The organism is Chitinophaga niabensis, from assembly GCF_900129465.1.
In the GTDB taxonomy this organism is placed as follows: Bacteria; Bacteroidota; Bacteroidia; order Chitinophagales; family Chitinophagaceae; genus Chitinophaga; species Chitinophaga niabensis.
The window spans coordinates 181,618-200,443 of sequence record NZ_FSRA01000002.1 but is presented as its reverse complement, the minus strand read 5'-3'; the positions used below and the strand labels follow the sequence as shown (position 1 = coordinate 200,443).

At 45.4% G+C, this 18,826-nt stretch carries 13 protein-coding genes; 10 read left to right on the top strand and 3 right to left on the bottom strand.

The genetic code is table 11. The features are described from left to right. Positions 1 to 119: 119 nt before the first annotated feature. Both BUR42_RS17730 and BUR42_RS17725 read left to right on the top strand, forming a co-directional pair. Positions 120 to 1,391 carry a hypothetical protein gene (locus BUR42_RS17730; protein ID WP_074240780.1) on the top strand — a complete coding sequence of 424 codons (1,272 nt, stop codon included), beginning with the start codon at positions 120 to 122 and terminating at the stop codon, positions 1,389 to 1,391. 10 nt (positions 1,392 to 1,401) lie between these two features. Then, positions 1,402 to 2,256: an NAD(P)-dependent oxidoreductase gene (locus BUR42_RS17725; protein ID WP_074240779.1), complete on the top strand. Its 855-nt coding sequence runs from the start codon at positions 1,402 to 1,404 to the stop codon at positions 2,254 to 2,256. Here BUR42_RS17725 and BUR42_RS17720 read toward each other — a convergent pair. From BUR42_RS17720 to BUR42_RS17710, 3 genes are all read right to left on the bottom strand, one after another. Next, complete coding sequence (locus BUR42_RS17720) at positions 2,251 to 3,159, bottom strand: alpha-1,2-fucosyltransferase (RefSeq protein WP_084185678.1); 909 nt, start codon at positions 3,157 to 3,159, stop codon at positions 2,251 to 2,253. The two genes, BUR42_RS17725 and BUR42_RS17720, sit on opposite strands and share 6 nt — an antisense overlap. 64 nt (positions 3,160 to 3,223) lie before the next feature. Further along, on the bottom strand, positions 3,224 to 4,939 hold the full coding sequence (locus tag BUR42_RS17715; protein ID WP_074240778.1) for a GMC oxidoreductase: 1,716 nt from the start codon (positions 4,937 to 4,939) through the stop codon (positions 3,224 to 3,226). A 14-nt stretch (positions 4,940 to 4,953) separates the two neighbouring features. After that, positions 4,954 to 5,487, bottom strand: a complete 534-nt coding sequence (locus BUR42_RS17710) for a gluconate 2-dehydrogenase subunit 3 family protein (protein WP_084185677.1) — start codon at positions 5,485 to 5,487, stop codon at positions 4,954 to 4,956. A gap of 98 nt (positions 5,488 to 5,585) precedes the next feature. Here BUR42_RS17710 and BUR42_RS17705 point away from each other — a divergent pair, with 98 nt between their 5' ends. From BUR42_RS17705 to BUR42_RS17670, 8 genes are all read left to right on the top strand, one after another. After that, positions 5,586 to 6,752, top strand: coding sequence for a FecR family protein (locus BUR42_RS17705; RefSeq protein ID WP_074240777.1), 1,167 nt, complete (start codon positions 5,586 to 5,588; stop codon positions 6,750 to 6,752). Positions 6,753 to 6,878: 126 nt separating this feature from the next. Further along, positions 6,879 to 10,148: a TonB-dependent receptor gene (locus tag BUR42_RS17700; RefSeq protein WP_159442296.1), complete on the top strand. Its 3,270-nt coding sequence runs from the start codon at positions 6,879 to 6,881 to the stop codon at positions 10,146 to 10,148. 11 nt (positions 10,149 to 10,159) lie between these two features. Beyond that, a complete protein-coding gene (locus BUR42_RS17695; RefSeq protein WP_074240776.1) occupies positions 10,160 to 11,827 on the top strand; it encodes a RagB/SusD family nutrient uptake outer membrane protein in 1,668 nt (555 codons plus the stop codon). Between the two features lie 20 nt (positions 11,828 to 11,847). Then, entirely contained in the window at positions 11,848 to 13,266 is a 1,419-nt protein-coding gene (locus BUR42_RS17690; protein WP_074240775.1) for a DUF4832 domain-containing protein, read from the top strand. An 83-nt stretch (positions 13,267 to 13,349) separates the two neighbouring features. Beyond that, positions 13,350 to 14,384 carry a carbon-nitrogen hydrolase family protein gene (locus BUR42_RS17685; protein ID WP_074240774.1) on the top strand — a complete coding sequence of 345 codons (1,035 nt, stop codon included), beginning with the start codon at positions 13,350 to 13,352 and terminating at the stop codon, positions 14,382 to 14,384. Then, positions 14,381 to 16,120, top strand: coding sequence for a hypothetical protein (locus tag BUR42_RS17680; RefSeq protein ID WP_074240773.1), 1,740 nt, complete (start codon positions 14,381 to 14,383; stop codon positions 16,118 to 16,120). The genes BUR42_RS17685 and BUR42_RS17680 overlap by 4 nt, the downstream gene beginning before the upstream one ends. Before the next feature lie 19 nt (positions 16,121 to 16,139). Next, positions 16,140 to 17,120 carry a right-handed parallel beta-helix repeat-containing protein gene (locus BUR42_RS17675; protein WP_143197507.1) on the top strand — a complete coding sequence of 327 codons (981 nt, stop codon included), beginning with the start codon at positions 16,140 to 16,142 and terminating at the stop codon, positions 17,118 to 17,120. Positions 17,121 to 17,149: 29 nt separating this feature from the next. After that, positions 17,150 to 18,823, top strand: coding sequence for a DUF4082 domain-containing protein (locus BUR42_RS17670; protein ID WP_200798317.1), 1,674 nt, complete (start codon positions 17,150 to 17,152; stop codon positions 18,821 to 18,823). Positions 18,824 to 18,826 lie beyond the last annotated feature (3 nt).

The window sequence follows — 18,826 nt, the reverse complement described above, 5'->3', positions numbered from 1 at the left end:
TGTTTTTAAATTTTAAATAGATAGGTACAGCAAATGTGAATAATAAGTAAATTGATAGCCATTCAAAGGAGCGCCAAGTTCGTGCAAGTAGCTGCAAACTCCTAACATCTTCATTTAAAATGAATAACAGTCTTGAGATAAACTATATAAAAAAGTGCCTGGCGTTGGCAGAAGCCCGTTTGGGCTGGGGTGACAGTCATGACTGGACAAGTTATGATTTCGAAAAACTCAGTGAAACCATCCGGGAGGCTACGGGTGTAACGCTCAGTGTGACTACATTGAAAAGATTGTGGGGAAAGCTGAAGTATGATAATATCCCGGCCACCACTACTTTGAATACCCTGGCGCAGTTTGCAGGATATGAAGATTGGCGGGAGTTTAAGCGGCGGGAGGCAGCAGCTGTTCCCGGAGTATCGGAGCAGCCGGAAGTTGTAATGGCTGTGAAAACCAAACCCCGCCGCCGGAAGTGGGAGTACGGCCTTGCGGTGTTGCTGCCACTCATTATTGTAGTATACCTGTTGTTTTTATCAAACACCACTATCCGCATTAATAAGGAGGATTATCAGTTCAGGAGTAATACAACGGTAACCAGCGGGGTGCCTAACTCTGTGATCTTTACTTATGATGCCAGTGCTGCGGGCAACGAAAAGGTATCTATCTCACAGTCCTGGGACATCCGGCGGAAGGTAACCGTACCAGCTGATCAAAAAGAGTACTCTACCATTTATTATACACCGGGGTATTTCCGGGCAAAACTGATCATCGGTGAGCAGATCGTGAAAGAACATGACCTGATGATCTCTTCAGGTGGCTGGCTTGCATTGGCGGAACAGGGCAGTGGGGTGCCTGTTTATTTCAAAAAAGAGGAAAGCCTGAAAGATAGTGCGATAGTAGTTGACGAAACATTACTTTCTGCATATCATCTTCCTTTACAACCTTCGCCTCCCAAATTGCGTATTTATAATGTGCAGGACCTGGGCATCAGGAATGATCATTTCACTTTTGAAACAAGTTTAAAAAGCGAGTACCGTGAGGGCACAGCTGCCTGCCAGCGGGTAGAAGTACTGATCCTTTGTAAAAACGATATGATCATGATACCGCTTTGTGCGGAAGGTTGTGTAGGAGACCTTGTGCTTGTGGCTAACGGTACAGTTGCAAAGAGCAGTAACGCCAACCTCTCCGGTTTTGGTTGTGATCTGAGCCAATGGGTGAAGCTAAAAGTGGAAGCGAAAAATAAACAGATGGATTTCTTTGTAAATGGAACAAAGGCGTATACGCTTAGTTTTTCTGCTGAACCTACTGATATAGTAGGACTTCAATACCGATTTCAGGGAACAGCTGCAGTGAAGAACACCCGTTTCACAAAAGACGATCGTGTAATTAAACTTTAATAATTAAGATATGGTAAGAGCATTTTTAGGCATGGGCCTGTTAGGAACAAATTTCGTAAAGGCCTTGTTGGATAAAGGAGTGGAAGTGCAGGTATGGAACAGGAGCCCGGAGAAAGCAACTGCACTGGAAGCGGCTGGCGCTAAAGCATTTGCGGCAGCAGCAGATGCTGTGAGAGGGGCAGATCATATACATATTGCTGTGAAGGATGATGCCAGCGTAAACCAGGTATTGGCTGCAGCTGTTCCCGGTCTGAAGGCTGGCGCGGTGATCATTGATCATACTACTACTTCTGCTGAGGGGGCCATACAGCGTACAAAAGAATGGAAAGAAAAAGGATTTACCTATCTGCATGCGCCGGTATTTATGGGACCTGCAAATGCAAGAGAGGGGAGTGGCTTCATGCTGGTGTCCGGAGATCAGGCGGTGATTGAAAAAGTAAAACCTTTACTGGAGAAAATGACAGGAAAGCTGATCAATTTTGGGCCGGAGGAAGGAAAGGCAGCTGGCATGAAACTGATCGGTAATTGCTTCCTGGTAACCTTTGCAGCAGGATTGGCCGATACCTTATCTCTTGGTAAAGCCTTACATATTTCTGCACAGGATATCGGATCGCTGTTTGATATCTGGAATCCTGCACAAATGTTACCTACACGCCTCCAGCGTATGAGCAGCGGAGAATATGATAAGGCTTCCTGGGAATTGAATATGGCGCGTAAGGATACGCAGTTGTTCATGAACACTGTTGAACATAATAATGGAACACTGGCTGTTATACCTGCTATTGCTGCTGAGATGGATCGCTGGATAGAAAAAGGTTTTGGCAACAGTGACTGGACGGTGATTGCAAAAGATGCCGTATCATAAACGCACCCAGGTTTCGGGCAGCAGGTCTTGCGTGTCTTTAGGGCCTAAACCCGCAAACCACTGTAAAGGCGCCACTACCTGTTTGCCTCCGTTCTCAGATAACCATGCAGCCCACCAGCCAAAGCTGCTGTTGGGGATAATGAAGTGTTTGCAGGCAATCATCATCCTGAAGAGATCCCTGTATTTTTCTCCGGCATACGTTAAAGGAACAAAAGTGGCCGGAGATTGAAAATGCAGGTTGGCTTCGCACCAGGTTATATCATCTGAGAAGATATATAAGTACGGGTCTTTGACCTTCTCCCGAATATATTTTTCCGCACGCATGTAATAATCCACATCCATGGCACCATGGTAAGGATTGTTCACGTATTCTTTTCGGCGCACGTTCACACACACTGCCTCGCTCAGCCGGATACATTCCATAAGCGGGATGGCTTGCGGACCTATAGGATGGAGGAAATTAAAATCCTTTCGGATCACAGCGGCGTATTGCCTGAAGTATTTTTCTGATTGCCAGAATCCATCCAGGTAAGCATCAGGGCCGGCAGTAAATACAGACGGTGCATAATGAAAGTAAGGTTCCCGGATATTGGTTTGCGGAACGCTGAGCAATTTTTTTACCAGCCGGTCTGCCCGTTTAACAGGGAGCCATTGGTTGCGGATCCGTTTCACTTCTTCCGGTTGTGCAAGGGGCACATGTATACGGAATATATCCAGGTCAAAATTACGATGTACAAAGCCGGTTTCGCGTTTGGCGGAATGATCGAGCAGCCAGCTGAGGTCCAGTTTGAGCGTGGTTTCGTGATGCAGGCTCAAAGCTTTGCCCAGTGCGTATTGGAACATTTGGTTGCCTAATCCGCCCATGAGTTTTACAATGATCATACCTACAATAAGACGGGGCATGATCGTGTAAAAGTTGGGTTGCGGCGAAAAATAAAAAAGCTGCCTGAAAGGGCAGCTTTAGGTTTTATAGGTTTTGCTTCTTCATTTCGTTCATCGCATAATCTGCAGCTCGTGCGGTGAAAGCCATGTAAGTGAGTGTTGGGTTCTGTGTACCTGTAGAGGTCATGCAGGCACCATCTGTCACAAATACATTCTTACAGGCATGCAGTTGATGCCAGCCATTCAGTAAAGATGTTTTGGGATCGTGCCCCATGCGTACACCCCCCATTTCATGGATATCCAATCCGGGATTACGATCTGTATCGCGGGTTTTTATATTCGTGAACCCGGCGGCTTCAAACATTTCACGCATCTGTTCGTAATAATCCTTCCTGATCTGCCGGTCATTTTCATCATACTCTACCTTAACACTGATCAAAGGTACACCCCATGCATCTTTCTGGCTTTTATCCAGCCGCACATAATTATTTTCTTTAGGAATGGTTTCGCCCATCATATGTGAGCCTACCTGCCATGGCCCTAATTCTGTTTTCGCGAGGCTGTTCTTTAATTCTTCTCCTATTCCTTTGGAATTGCGGGATTCTGCGCGCCTTGCGCTGAATGCGGCTGCATAACCACGCAGGAAATCTGTTTCCTGTTTGTATACATTCCGGAAGCGGGGAATGTAACCACCTCCTGCCGGGTTCCTGCCGTCTGTTCTATATTCCAGCAATCCGTTGTATTCTGCGCTGATGGTAGCACTGTAATTATGGAAGGCCACATATTTGCCCATTAAGCCATTATCATTACCCAGCCCTTGGGGGAACCTGTTGGATGTAGAGTTGAGCAGAATGAGATTGGTGTTGAGAGCAGAGGCATTCACGAAAACAACTCTTGCAAAAAAGTCTATTTCTTCTTTTGTATTCGTATCTATCACTTTTACCCCGGTTGCCTTTCCTTTTCCTTCATCATATATAATGGAGTGTACCACAGAAAAAGGACGTAAAGTAAGATTGCCCGTTTTCTGTGCCCAGGGAAGGGTGGAGGCATTGCTGCTGAAATATCCGCCGAAGGGGCAGCCGCGCTGGCAAAGGACCCTGTTCTGGCATTGCACCCGTCCCTGATCAAAATGGATCTGGTTGGGTTTGGAAAGATGTGCACAACGGGCACTGATCAAATACCGGTTAGGGTATTTTGCTTTCAGTGCGTTCTTAAAGTGATCTTCCGCTGCATTGAGGGGGAAAGCAGGAAGGAATTCCCCATCCGGCAGTTCTGCCAGGCCGTCTTTATTTCCGGAAATACCGGCAAAACGTTCTACATAACTGTACCAGGGTGCAAGGTCTTTATAACGGATAGGCCAGTCCACAGCGAAGTCATCACGGGCAGGGCCTTCAAAATCAAAATCGCTCCAGCGTTGTGTTTGCCTGGCCCAAAGGAGAGATTTACCACCTACCTGGTAACCCCTGATCCAGTCAAAGGGTTTCTCCTGTACGTAGGGATGTTCCGCATCCTTTACAAAAAAATGCCGGGTATCTTCATGATAAGCATAACAGCGGTTGACGATCGGATTTTCTTCCTGTTCTTTCCGCGGGATCTCGTTACGATGTTCAAATTCGTAGGGAAACATGTTGGTAGTGGGATAGTCCTTCACATGTTCCACAGGGCGGCCACGTTCCAGCACCAGTGTTTTCAGCCCCTTTTCTGTAAACTCTTTGGCTGCCCATCCGCCACTGGCTCCGGAACCAATAACGATCACATCAAAAGTGCGTTCTTTCACACTGTCTATTGTAAGATTTGCCATAACTGTATTTGTTTTTAAGCCGGGAAATAACCGTTATACCTGCCGGGCACTAATTCGTATTTTACAATATTGGTCATCACGTATTTGGAATTGAGATATCCCTGTATGGTTTTGCTTTTCGTGATGTCGTAGAATTTTTTAACGGGATCGTCTTTTTGCTTGATGTCCTGGATGCCCTTTAACACTTCCAGCCTTTTTTCGGGGGAAGCGTTGGCAAAGGAGGTGCCGGCCTGGGTCGAAAAGCGATCGTTAAATCCCTTCAGCCCATCCATGAACAGCTTTTGATTATCTGCTGTGTAGCAATCGTCCACCATCTTTAGTACAAAGAGGTGTAGTTTAAGCGACTTAGCGCCAGGGGTAGTTGTTTCAGGAATGAGTGTTTCCGTTAATTCAGCCAGCAGGTTCTCCTCGTCTTCATTGATGGTGAGGTTTTGCAATGCTATGCTGGCTTTCCCGGAGTTCCTGTAACAGGCCGGGAGTACCATCGCCCCTCCTGCTATGATCAATAAATTGCGGATGGCCGTCCTTCTCTTGATTAATTTGTCCATCAGATTTGCTTTAGCTTGACGGGTAAAATACTAAAGATTCGGTAATTTTTTTTATTCCGGCACCTCCTATTGATATAGTTGTGCGTCTTTATATTGTTATGGACCAAAAAACATTTACCGCATTACTGGAAAAGTTCCTTAGTGAGGACCTTAGCCAGGAGGAAGTCTCCCAGTTGCTGGATTCCCTGCAGGACGATGCCATGAGGCAGCAATGGGAGGCTGCCCTCGGCACCTTATTGCATAATAAAACGGTCCATGGCCTTTCTGATCCTGTGCGTATGGAGGCTGTCCGCCAATCTATTATGGTAGGGAAGCCTGCAAAGAAACCTTCCCGCATCAGGAGGATACTCCCGTATGCAGCAGCGGCAGCTCTCATTGCTTTTGCGGTAACCGGTCTGATCTATTTTTTTCAACCAGCTACTCGGGGTGAGCAGATTCTGAGTGAAGGTGTGCCGTACCAGGTAATGCCCGGTGGTAATAAAGCGGTGCTCACACTGGCAGACGGTTCTCAAATTACGCTGGACAGTACCGGGAACGGTGCTATTGCCAACCAGGGCAATGTGCAGGTGATTAAGCTGGATAGCGGCCAACTGGCTTACAATGCTGTGAGAGAAGGAGCAGAAGGGGAGATGCGATATAACACACTGGCTACACCAAAGGGAGGGCAGTTCAGGGTCATTTTGCCGGATGGATCCAAAGTATGGCTGAATGCAGCTTCTTCTTTGCGTTTTCCTACAGCTTTTACCGGTAAGGAAAGAGAAGTGCAGTTAACGGGGGAGGCCTATTTTGAAATAGCCAGGAACCCGGGCCTGCCGTTTAAAGTGAACGTGAAAGGTATGATGGTGCAGGTATTGGGTACTAATTTCAATATTATGGCCTATGACGATGAAATGAATATACAAACTACCCTGCTGGAAGGTGCGGTGAAGGTAAATAAAGGTACGCAGGCAGTTCAGTTGAAGCCAGGGCAGCAGGCACAATTAAATGCAACAGGCAGCATGTCCGTTAGCGAAAATGTAGATGTGGAAGGAGTTGTTGCCTGGAAAAACGGCTATTTCCACTTTAACCATGAATCGCTGGAAGGTGTGATGCGCCAGGTAGGCCGTTGGTATGATGCTGAGATCACGTATGAAGGAACTATACCCGGAAGGGAGTTCGGAGGTAAAATAGGAAGGGGCAGCGACATTAAGGATGTATTGAAGATACTTGAACTGAGCAATGTGCATTTCAGGATCGAAGGTAAAAAGATCATCGTAACACCATAAGGGCAAATCAACTGTTTTTTACGGGTACTTAAAATGCCGGCTGGAAGCCGAAAGGGATACTATTGTCCTAACAACCAAAATTATGCAATACAGGCTATGCGCAGATTTTATTTTAAACGACATGTTATGAAGTTTTTCACGGGTATTCTACTATTCTTATGCCTTCAGGTGAGTATGGAGGTTTCCGCTCAGAACGTGACTATTTCTGAGAAAAACACCACCATGGAGAAGTTGTTCCGGTACATTGAAAAACAAACAGGGTATGTGTTCTTCTTTGATCATAAGATGATCGACAAGGTGCCCCGTTTATCAGTGGACCTTAAAAACGTTCCGCTGGAAAAAGCACTGGAATCCATTCTGAAGAACCAGCCACTTTCTTATTCGATCGTAGGGAAGAATATTGTGATCAAACAAAAGGAAGAAACCCCCACTTACCTGCCGGCAAGATCATTAGACCAGGATACCGCAGGACGGATCAGTGGAAAGGTAACAGATGATAATGGGGAACCATTGCCTGGTGCATCCATTGTGGTAAAAGGCACTACTGTAAGAACTGTTACGGATGCCGGTGGTAATTATCAGCTTTCAGGTGTTCCGCGGAACGGAACGATCCTGTTCACTTTTGTTGGGATGATCCCGCAGGAATTTGTTGCAGGCGGTAATGCCGTGATGAACATAAAATTGCAGCGATCAACAGTTGGGCTGGATGAAGTAGTGGCCATTGGTTATGGCACGCAGAAGAAAGTAAACCTCACAGGTGCTGTTGGAACGGTCTCCGGGAAAGACCTTATCGCCAATGTACCAACCAATACGGTAGCTGCATTGCAGGGCCGTTTGCCCGGTGTTACTATTACACAACCATCCGGCCAGCCGGGTGACGAAGGTGTCAATATATTGATCAGGGGGATCGGTACTATGAACTATGCGGGCCCCATGATCCTTGTGGACGGGTTGGAATCAAGAATGGACAATGTTTCGCCCGGCGATATTGAAAGTGTGAGTGTGTTGAAGGATGCGTCTTCTGCTGCTATCTATGGATCAAGGGCTGCTAATGGTGTGATACTGGTTACCACCAAACGTGGGAAAAATGGAGTATCTGAAATTAATTACAGAGGCTTTACCGGCTGGCAGGCTACCACTAATCTTCCGGATCATCTTCCATCACATGAGTATGCTGAATTATACAATGAAGCGAACAGGAACCAGGGATTGCCTCCAAGATATAGTAATGACGATATTGCCAAATACAAATCAGGTATTGACCCCTACAATTTTCCCAATACAGACTGGCAAGACCTCCTGATAACAGAATCAGGCGCTACCCAGGATCACAACCTTTCTTTTTCCGGTGGTAATAATATCACCAGCTACAGAGTGTCTTTTGAGTATTTCAATCAAAAAGGACTTATCAAAGGGTCTACCCACAAACGTTACAATGCAAGGATCAACCTGGATAGCAAAGTAAAAGAATGGTTGACCGTAGGGACGAATATATCACTGTCCAGGAATAACGTGATCTATCCTATCTCCCCATTTAGCGGAGGAGAAGAGTTTTTCAGACAGATTAACTTTATACCACCCACGATATCCAATAAAAATGCGGACGGTACCTGGAACCGCTATACAGACGGGAACCCTATTGCCTGGGTAGATGCAGGCGGATTCAGGAATGGTACCAACTCCCATTTGCTGGGAAGTGTTTTCGGAGAATTGACGCTGTTGAAAGGTTTAACCCTGAAAGGTGTTGCTGGTGTTAACTACGACCTGGGCGACAACAAAAGGCATGTAAAAACAATTGACTATTACAGTAATGGTGTGCATACCGTTGATGGCCCCAATAGCGTAACAGATAATATCACCCGTCAGCAAACCATCACCTTACAAAGCTTGCTGAACTATAACCGGAAGTTTGGTAAACATGCCGTGAAAGGATTGCTGGGTGCTTCCCGCGAAGCCTACCAGTTTTTCACGAACGAGGCGTTCCGGAAGGGCTTTCCCTCTAACGACCTGGACCAGTTAAATGGCGGATCAACAGAGGGAATGACGAACGGAGGTTATGCCATCGAATCCAGGCTGGGATCTATATTCGGAAGAGCTAATTACGAATTTGATAACAGGTATTTACTGGAACTAAACATGCGCAGGGATGCTTCTTCCAGGTTTGCCCGCGGCTACAGGGTAGGCTGGTTCCCATCATTATCCGCAGGCTGGAGAGTAACTGAAGAAAATTTCATGCAGGGTGTTAGCTGGATCGATAACCTGAAGCTGAGAGGTTCCTGGGGCCAGCTGGGAAATAATAATATTGGAGACTACACTTATTTCCAAAGAGTAAAATTAGGACAAAACTATAATTTTGGCGGTATTGTAGCAAATGGTGCTGCTACTGCTCTTGCCAGCAATGCGATCATCAGCTGGGAGAAAACCACGGAGTTGGACCTGGGTTTTGATCTGGACCTTTTCCGGAACAAACTGTTATCCATATCTGCTGATTATTATGATCGTTATACAGACGATATCCTTTCCTCCGTTCCTGTTTCCATGATCTTTGGATTGCCCGCTCCGATTACAAACGCCGGTGCCATGAGGAATAAAGGTGTTGAACTATTACTTGAGCATAATCATTCAATAGGAGCTTTTCAGTATTCAGTAGCACTGAATGGTGCATTTAATAAGAATAAAGTGGAACGATATAAAAACCCGTCCAAAGGAAACATGATCTATGCAGAAGGCGAAGCATGGGGTTCTTATTATGGTTATGAGGCGATAGGTATTTACCAGACAGATGCAGAAGCAGCGGCTTCCCCGCATTTGGCAGGTGTACCTGTATACGCTGGTGACCTGATCTTTAAAGATAAGAATAAAGATGGCAAGATCGATGGAGACGACAGGATTGTGCTGGGTAATACCATCCCTGAGTTTACTTATGGTGCTAATATCAATCTGAGCTATAAAGGGTTTGATCTGTCTGCCTTCTTCCAGGGAGCCAGTAAAGTGAACCGTGTGATAGGCGCTGAATCATTCTGGGCGTTCGATCCCAACAATGGATTGCGTATGCACCTGGACAGGACCATTGTTGAAAATGGTAAAGTGGTGAAGAACGGATACTATCCAAGGATCCTGATCACGGACAAACATAACAAGGAGAATCTGAGTTCTTTTAGTGTACTGAATGCTTCCTACCTGCGGTTAAAGACAGCGCAGATAGGATATACCATCCCAACGGCTTTGCTGAAGAAGGCGGGCATTACAAGGGCCAGGGTATATGCCAGCGGACAGAACCTGCTGACATTTACAAAATTCCCTTCCGGTTTTGATCCGGAACTTTTATCCGGCTCCGGTAACGGTACTTACCCACAGGTTAAATTTTATACAGTAGGAATTGATGTAACATTCTAAAACGTACAAGGATGAAAAAGATACTATTACTTACAATACTTGCACTTAACATCGTTGTAATATATTCATGCGGGGATAAGTTCCTTGATGTGAAACCCAGGAATGAACTAACGGATGCCTCTTTCTGGAAAACAGAGCAGGACGCTACATTAGCACTGAATGGCTGTTACCGTTTATGGGAAGCCTATGCCAATATTGCACTTTTTGACGGAGCCTCTGATAATGCTTATGAGAAATCCAATTTCGGTTTCCAGGTGCTGGGTAACGGAACGCTGACACCAGCGAACTACAATGTGCTCGGCAGCTGGATCGATTGGGTCCAGTTTAGCGCTGAAAATGGTAACGACTTTGCAGCATCTGCTAACTGGTATCCCTATATGCGTATCCGCAAGTACAATAATTTCCTTGCGAATATAGACCGTGTGCCAATGGATGATGCTAAAAAAGCACTGTACAAAAGTGAAGTAAGGTTCCTGAGAGCATATGATTACTTCTGGAAAGTAATGTTGCATGGTGATGTGGCGCTGGTTACCAAAGTGCTTAATGCTTCGGATGAACTTCCAAGGGACCCTGCTGCTAAAGTAAAACAGTTTGTGCTGGATGAGCTGTCTGCCATTATCACAGAAGGTGCATTATCGGTTCAGAATACCATTGATTCAAAAGGACACATTACAAAAGGGGCTGCCCTGGCATTGAGAGCGAGGTTGCATTTAATGATGGGGAATTATCCGGCTGCCATGGCAGATGCAAAGGCTGTAATTGATATGCCTTGTTATGAACTGTTCCCCAATTACCGGGACCTTTTCCTGGAAAAAAGTGAAGGGATCAATAAAGAGGCGATCTTAAATGTGCAATATATCGTAAATGATTACGAACAGTCTCTTACACAGATCAGCCTGCCTGCAGGAGATGGCGGCTGGTCTGCCCTGAATGCCACCAAAAGTATCGTGGACGCTTATGAGTGTAGTAACGGTAAAGCCATCACTGATCCCACCTCCGGTTACGATATCAACAATCCTTTTAAGGACCGCGATCCCCGGCTGGAAATGTCTTTACTTCATCCGGGCCAATTATGGAAAGGCCGTTACTATAATACGCTGGACCAGTTTTTGGCAAACGGCAGTCCTAATCCGGATTACAACAGGAATGAACCTGCGGCCCGATCCGGTATGAACATTATCAAATACATCAATAGTCTTGCTGATGGAGCCGGGCCTCTTAACTTCGGCGGAGATATTATGGTGATCCGCCTGGCGGAAATGTATCTCACCTATGCAGAAGCTGCGGTGGAAACAAATACAAACACTGCCGCCGCACTGGATTATATCAATGCTATCAGAACAAGGAGCGGGCATATAAAAGCCACCACTTTAACAAAGGCATTGGTGAGGAATGAACGCAGGGTGGAACTGGCTTTCGAAGGACTCCGGTACCTGGATATCATGCGCTGGGACCTTGGCCCGCAGGTATTGAATGGACCCTTATATGGCAGCCGCAGAGGAACGATGAACTTTGCAGACGGCAGCATTACCTGGGTAGGAAATGGAAATGATGTGAACGATGTGAATTACATCAAACTGGAAACCCGTACGTTCAACCCCGTTAGGAAATATTTATTCCCTATCCCGCAGGCAGAAATGGATGCAAATAGAAAGATGGTACAAAATCCGGGTTATTAATGAGGTATTGTTTTCTGTTTTTGTTTTTAAGTCTGCATACACAGGCACAGGATGGAAAAGGCGTTTATAAGAACCGTACTTTTTTTCACCTGGAGCGTTACTGGGATAGTGCGAAAGTATGCAGCAACCCACATAAAGGCTGGTTCATCCATTATTATGATAACAGTATCTCCAATTATGGGGACCGGCTGGCACCAAATGATTCCCTGCCTGACTTCCCCGGATTGAATGATATCTATCTGCGGCTGGCATGGTCTTATCTGGAACCGGAGGAAGGTGCGTACAATTGGAAACTGATAGATTCTATTATCAACAGGTGGGTAGGATGGGGGCATACCATTTCATTCCGCATCACCTGTAAAGAAACAACCGGCCCTCCCTATGCTACACCCGCATGGGTGGAAAAGGCCGGTGCAAAAGGAAAAATGATACAGGGTGGTAAGGCCTGGGCACCGGATTATGGAGATCCGGTGTTCCTTGAAAAGCTGGAGAATTTTCATAAAGCCTTCGCCGCAAGATATGATGGTAAACCCTGGGTGGAATATATCGATATCGGGAGCATCGGAGAATGGGGAGAAGGGCATACTGCTTTTTCAGGTTGGGAAGATGTACCGGTGACTGTTGTTAAGCGGCATGTGGATATGTATAAAAGGTGTTACAAAAAATCTGTACTGCTGATCAGTGATGACTTTATCGGACAGCGGGATACAGACGATGGAGCAGATTATGAAATATATCATTACTGCCTGCAAAAAGGTATCGGCTTCCGTGATGATAGCGGCAACGTAAAGTGGTACGAGCGGCTGGGTTTTGGCCCTTCCTGTATACGCAGCCCCGAGCTGTATAGTAAAGTGTATAAGAAGATCCCGGTTGTGCTGGAATCCGACCATTACAGTGATGCAGTGCAAAATGGTATGTGGAGGGATGGTTCCGGGTTTGAAAGGGCAATCCATGAAACGCATGCCACCTACATAGGCTTTCACCATTATCCCAGGGAATGGCTCCTGGAGAACAAGGTACTGGCTGGCAGACTGGCTAACCTGAGCGGATATTGGTACTTCCCCAAATTTGCCATGATGCCGGATACATTCCGTATTCATTCTAACCGGAACTATTTAAGGATGACCTGGGAAAATCATGGTGTGGCACCTGCGTATCACCGGTTTAAACTTTTTGTGCAACTGATCAATAAGAAAACCGGCAGATCGTTCATACAGGAATTGCGGGAGTCTGATAACAGAACATGGCTGCCTGATGAAATAGTAGCGGAACAATATAAGATTGAAATAGATAAAAAATTAGACATGGGTAAGTATGACCTGTTGATAAACATGCTTGATGCATGCGGATTTCATAACAGGAAAATTGAATTACCACTTAAAAAGGAGCGTGAAACTGTTTCCGGTTGGTATAAGATCGGAGAGGTGATGGTCAACTAAAAATGAAGATCGGTTTGTTCCCTCAGAACCTGCAGTATTTGCAGGGCAGCCTTTTACGTCCATAAACGAACCAAATATCAAAGATGAGAAGAAATATGATTTCGCGTAGGAAATTCCTGTCCGCTTCGGCTATGGCAGCAGGAGGGGTAACCATCGCTTCCGGTGGATTGGCTAATACTTTGCCAGGTGCCGTAACTGAAAGTGCTGCCAGGGAAGTATGGATTGCCACAGTGTCTCAAATGGACATGGCAGCGGAAACACCAGCGTTAATGGTGGAGAGAATATTTGAAGTACTCCGCGAGGCACTTGTTTTTAAACCGGATATCATCTGCCTGCCGGAACTCTTTAATACATCCAATATAAAACGGAAATACACTTTTAAAGAAGAAGTGGCTTTTTCCGCAGAGACCTTAAAGCAGTTTGCAGCGTTTGCTAAAACAAACAATTGTTATGTTATCTGCCCGGTGTATACGGAAGAAGCCGGAAGCGTGTATAATTCTGCCGTGGTATTTGACAGGCAGGGGAAGAGACTTGGTGAATACAGGAAAGCGCATATCGTGGAGGACGAGGTGTCATTTGGTCTTACCCCCGGCACCTTATCACCTCCGGTTTTTAAAACTGATTTTGGCATAATTGGTATTCAGATCTGCTTTGATATTTTATGGGAAGACTGTTGGCGGAAACTAAGAGAAAGCGGGGCTGAAATTGTCTTTTGGCCCTCAGCTTTCGCCGGTGGCCAGATGGTGAACACCAGGGCCTGGCAGAACAGATACCATGTAGTGTCCAGCACAAGGAAAGACACATCTAAGATCTGCGATATGTCCGGGATGGAAATTGCGAAGACGGGTATCTGGAATAGAAACCTGGTATGTGCTCCTATTAATCTGGAGAAAGCTTTCGTACACGTTTGGCCACATGTATTTCAGTTTGAAAAGATAAAAGAGAAATATGGCCGAAAGATACGTATCACTATTTTTCATGAGGAAGAATGGGCCATTATAGAGAGTTTGTCCCCGGAGGTGAAGGTGAAAGATGTTTTAAAGGAGTTCAACATCAGAACATTTGAACAGCATGTGCAGGATTCTGAAGTGGCACAGATAAAAGCCCGGAAGCAATGAACATAGATCTGAAGAGAACAGGGTTGATCCTGCTGGTTGCCTGCATGGGGGTTTTAAGTAAGGCCTCTGCCCAGCTATTGAACGAATTCAGGCCTAGATATATGGATAAACCTGCGCATGTGGATTTAGACGGGGACGGTGATCCGGATCTGATAAAGATCAGATTATTCAATGGTGCTAATGCCATATGGGTAGACGATGATGATGATATGACCTACAGTGACACAGAAGGTGATCTTGATAGTGATTGTTTATTGATCGATAGGAATGGGGATGGCGTATTTGCAGGCCCCGGAGATCTGAGTGTTGACTGGATAGATAACGATGGTGATGGAGAAGCGGATATGCAGCTGGTAGTGGAGAACAGTGATCTGAAGTCTGTTGATGGATGGGATTGGAGCAGCAATTACATGTGGATCATTGATGATGAAAAGGATGGAGCATTTCATTTTATTAACTGGAAAGAGCTGGTATTAAGATGCTGGACACATGGCGGCGCCTCCAATTTCTTTGAAGATTATCATGGGCAAACGCTTTTTCTGAAAACACATGCTCCCAGTTACCGGATCAAAGACCCTGGGATCAATTGGGAGAACCCATTTATATTTTATGATGCGGATCATGACGGGCTTACGGAAATGTCTGTAAGGCTGGAGGATAAAGGCCGTTTCGATTCAGCGGGTGATGTTTCACTAAATGGAGTGGTAAACCGGGCCTTTTTATCCATTGATCTGGATAATGATAATGCACCTTCAAATGAATTTGATTATGATTTCAGCCTGTACTTTGAAGGGAAGGGTTTTTCTTATAAAGACCAGGTACATAAGATAAATAATGATCATGCAGATATTGATGCACGGATCAGTCATCTGTTATATGATAAAAGATGGAGAGCATTAAACACATTGGTATATACATCCAGGGATGTTGCATTGGACAGGATCTTTAATAAAGGCGAATGGAGCCGCTGCTGGATGGTGTTTGATGAAGATGATGATTGTGAACGTTGGGAGCGGGTAGAGTTTTATGAACCTAAGAACCTTTTCAGGATAGGAAAGAATAATAATGGAATTGACCATAATCCACAGGCAGATGCTGCCGGAGACAGGGGGGAATGGGATGAGGATAATTCCGGAAAAGGCAAACTGTATATCGGTTTTGATGGTAAGATCCATTTATACGGTGCAGAAAAAGGTTGCTGGAGGATTGACCAGAATGCGGCATGTTATCAGGGCTGGGGTGGATTGTATGAAGGAGGATATGAACGCCTTCCTGATGAGCCGAAACAGTTCCCCACCATCGCTTATGAAGATACGGACGGAGATGGTTTCTTTGATCTTATCAAACATGATCTGGACGGTGATGCCACTTTTGAACGGGTGACGAATCTGCGCCCATTTAATATCAGGTATGAAATAATCGATACGAGGAAGTTTACCTACAAGGAGTATCATAACCTGTTTGAAAAAGTAGCAGATGAAATGTGGAGCAATGCATTGCAATCTATTAAAGTGGCCAAGGCCCTTAAGATCAATTATAAATGGTATGCTTCGCTAACAAGTCCCAAAAGCAAATGGGAGAAGTACAGCAACGGTTATTGGCTTCAATTCTACATTTTCAATGATCTGCTGACCCATTTTGAAAAGAGCAACCAAACGGATAAGATCAACACGTTAATGAAGGCATATTATGAAAGGAACTGGACCCCGCTACTTGAGAGTATTATAAACAATTAACCATTTAAACAACCAAATGATGAAACAAAGACTAGTATTATTTTTTATCGGCATCTTACTCGCCGGATGTTCCTCTAAAGAGGCGGCACTGGATAAGGTATCCCTCAAAGATGCTTTATCCTATTCAAAAAACAGGTGTGGCGACAGGAGCTGGCCTGATGCCAGCAACACCGGTCTTCCAAGAGGGTGGAAACCTAAAAAAACTTATGCTAACTATACCATGCGTAACAATGAAGTACTGAGTGATGTGCTTGTTACCGGGTATATATCTATCCCTGTATCTGTGAAACGTTGTACTATCAGGCGCTGCCGTGTTCGCGGAGATGCTACGATCGGTTTTGACCGTACGGTAGTATGGTTTCAGAACACTGCGCAGCCAAGCGTACCAGGCGTAAATGGCGACAGGACATCTATCCTCATTGAGAACTGCGACATCGGACCTGAAGTAGGAAGTTTTAACCCCAATGATGTAGACTGCGGAATAGCTGGCTGCGCAACGAATACTACCATCAGGAACAATAATATTCATGATGTGGTAAGAGGTGTTGATGCCATGAGCAATTCCCTGGTGGAGAACAATTTCATTCATGAAATATGGGTTACACAGGATAAATCAAAACATCATGATGGTGTGTTCATCTGGGGCAACTCTAACAACGTAACCGTAAATGCCAATAACATAGAGTTACTGGATGAATCCAATACTGCTTCTATTTTCATGCAGGGCGCTGCTTCCCGTAATGTTAAGATCACTAATAACAAAGTGACCGGTGGTTCCTATGCCATCAGGCTGAATTTCCCGAATAATGGTGCTGGTTTGGGTGCTGGCATTTGTACCGGCAACAGGGTAAGACGTAACCCACCTGACCCGGGTGCAAGGAATCCATTAGGCGGAGACTATGGCCCTGCAAGTTATTGGGAGTTTTATCCGGCGGTATGGACAAACAACGTTTGGGATGATAATGATGAGCCCTTTACCCCTGTACTAGTAAACTGGTAATGATTGTTTATTGTTTAAAACCTTAAAACATGAAAATCCTAAGTTTAGTTTTGCTGACTGCACTCGTGGCCACAGGTTGTTCAAAAATGAAAGACCGTGATACCGTTAAGGCAGATGGCGTTCTTGCAACATTGAATGATGAGGGGGGGACATATAACGTGTTCACCTCTCAAACCCCTTCCACAACAGATACCGATGGCCCTTATGAAATGGGTATGAAATTCCGGTCCTCAGAATCCGGAACCATTACACAGATCCGTTATTATAAATATAGCGGAGAGAATGGTACACATACCGGCCGTTTGTGGTCTGCAGCCGGTACACAGCTGGCGAGTGTAACCTTTACAGGAGAAACGGCTTCCGGCTGGCAAACGGCAACACTGAGCACGCCCTATAGCATTTCTGCCAATACTACCTATGTGGTATCGGTTAACTCCAATGCAAGATATGGCGCTACTAACGGAGGTTTGGCATCAGCTGTTACCAATGGCCCTTTAAGTACGGTTGTTGGTTCCAATGGTGTTTATGGTACAACATTAGGTGCGTTCCCAACCAGCTCATATAATAATTCCAACTACTTCCGTGATATTACTTTTGTGAGTAGTGGAACCGGAGATGTTACAGCGCCAACTACCCCGACTTCTGTTACGTCCTCTGATATTACAGGATATGGTGTTGACCTTAGCTGGACAGCTTCCACTGACAATGTTAATGTTACAGGATACAATGTATACAACGATACGGTATTGATCGCTGCTGTTACTGGTACCTGGGCTAATATTTATGGATTGACCCCGTCTACTGCCTATAGCATCAAAGTAAAAGCAAAAGATGCGGCAGGTAATCTTTCTGCTGCAAGCACTGCGCTCAGCGTAACTACAGGTGCGGCCAGCAGTGGTTTGCGTGGCTGGCAGATCGATTCTACCAATTCCGGATTAACCGGTGTTGGTGTAAATAAGAACAGCCTGCCGTTGCATACCGGCGCTATTGCAGCAGGTTCCACCATCAGTATGAAAAAACTGGTAGATCCCAACCTGAGTGCCGGTAATATCATTATTGACAGATGCTGGATCGTTACCACAGGAAGTGGTTCCTGGGCTGTGGGTTCTGATAATGGCGCCGTATTGATCAAAGATTCACGGATAGAAGGAACTGGTACCCCGGGTAAATATTTTACAGCGCCATACCAGGCTCCTACTAATAAAGCGGTGACTTTATTAAGAACAGAAATTACAGACCAGGGAGGTGGATTCCTGCTAAATGGCCCCAGCATTGTAAGGAACTGTTTTATTCATAACATGCCTGGTTATGGTAACCCTGCTACAACAGGTAATCATGTTGACGGTGGAACAAGGCGTGCCGGTACAGCACAACTGAACGTAATAGATAACCAGATAGATATACGTTCTGCCGGTGGCAATGGTTCCTCTGCATTCTTTATTCAACCACTATGGGGCTTTATAGACAATATCCTGTTACGCGGTAACCTATTTGGCGGCGGAGGATATACTGTATATGGGGAAAACCACAGCGGCAATACTTATGGCTCCCATCTTTATGCAGATAACAACAGGTTCTACACCGGCCCCGGGTATGCTTATGCAGCGATGCCAAGCGGGCCAGGGTTTGGATCATGGACCAATAACTATGTAAATAATCCTGCAAATACAGATAATAAAGGAACTGCCATCAGTAATCCATAATCA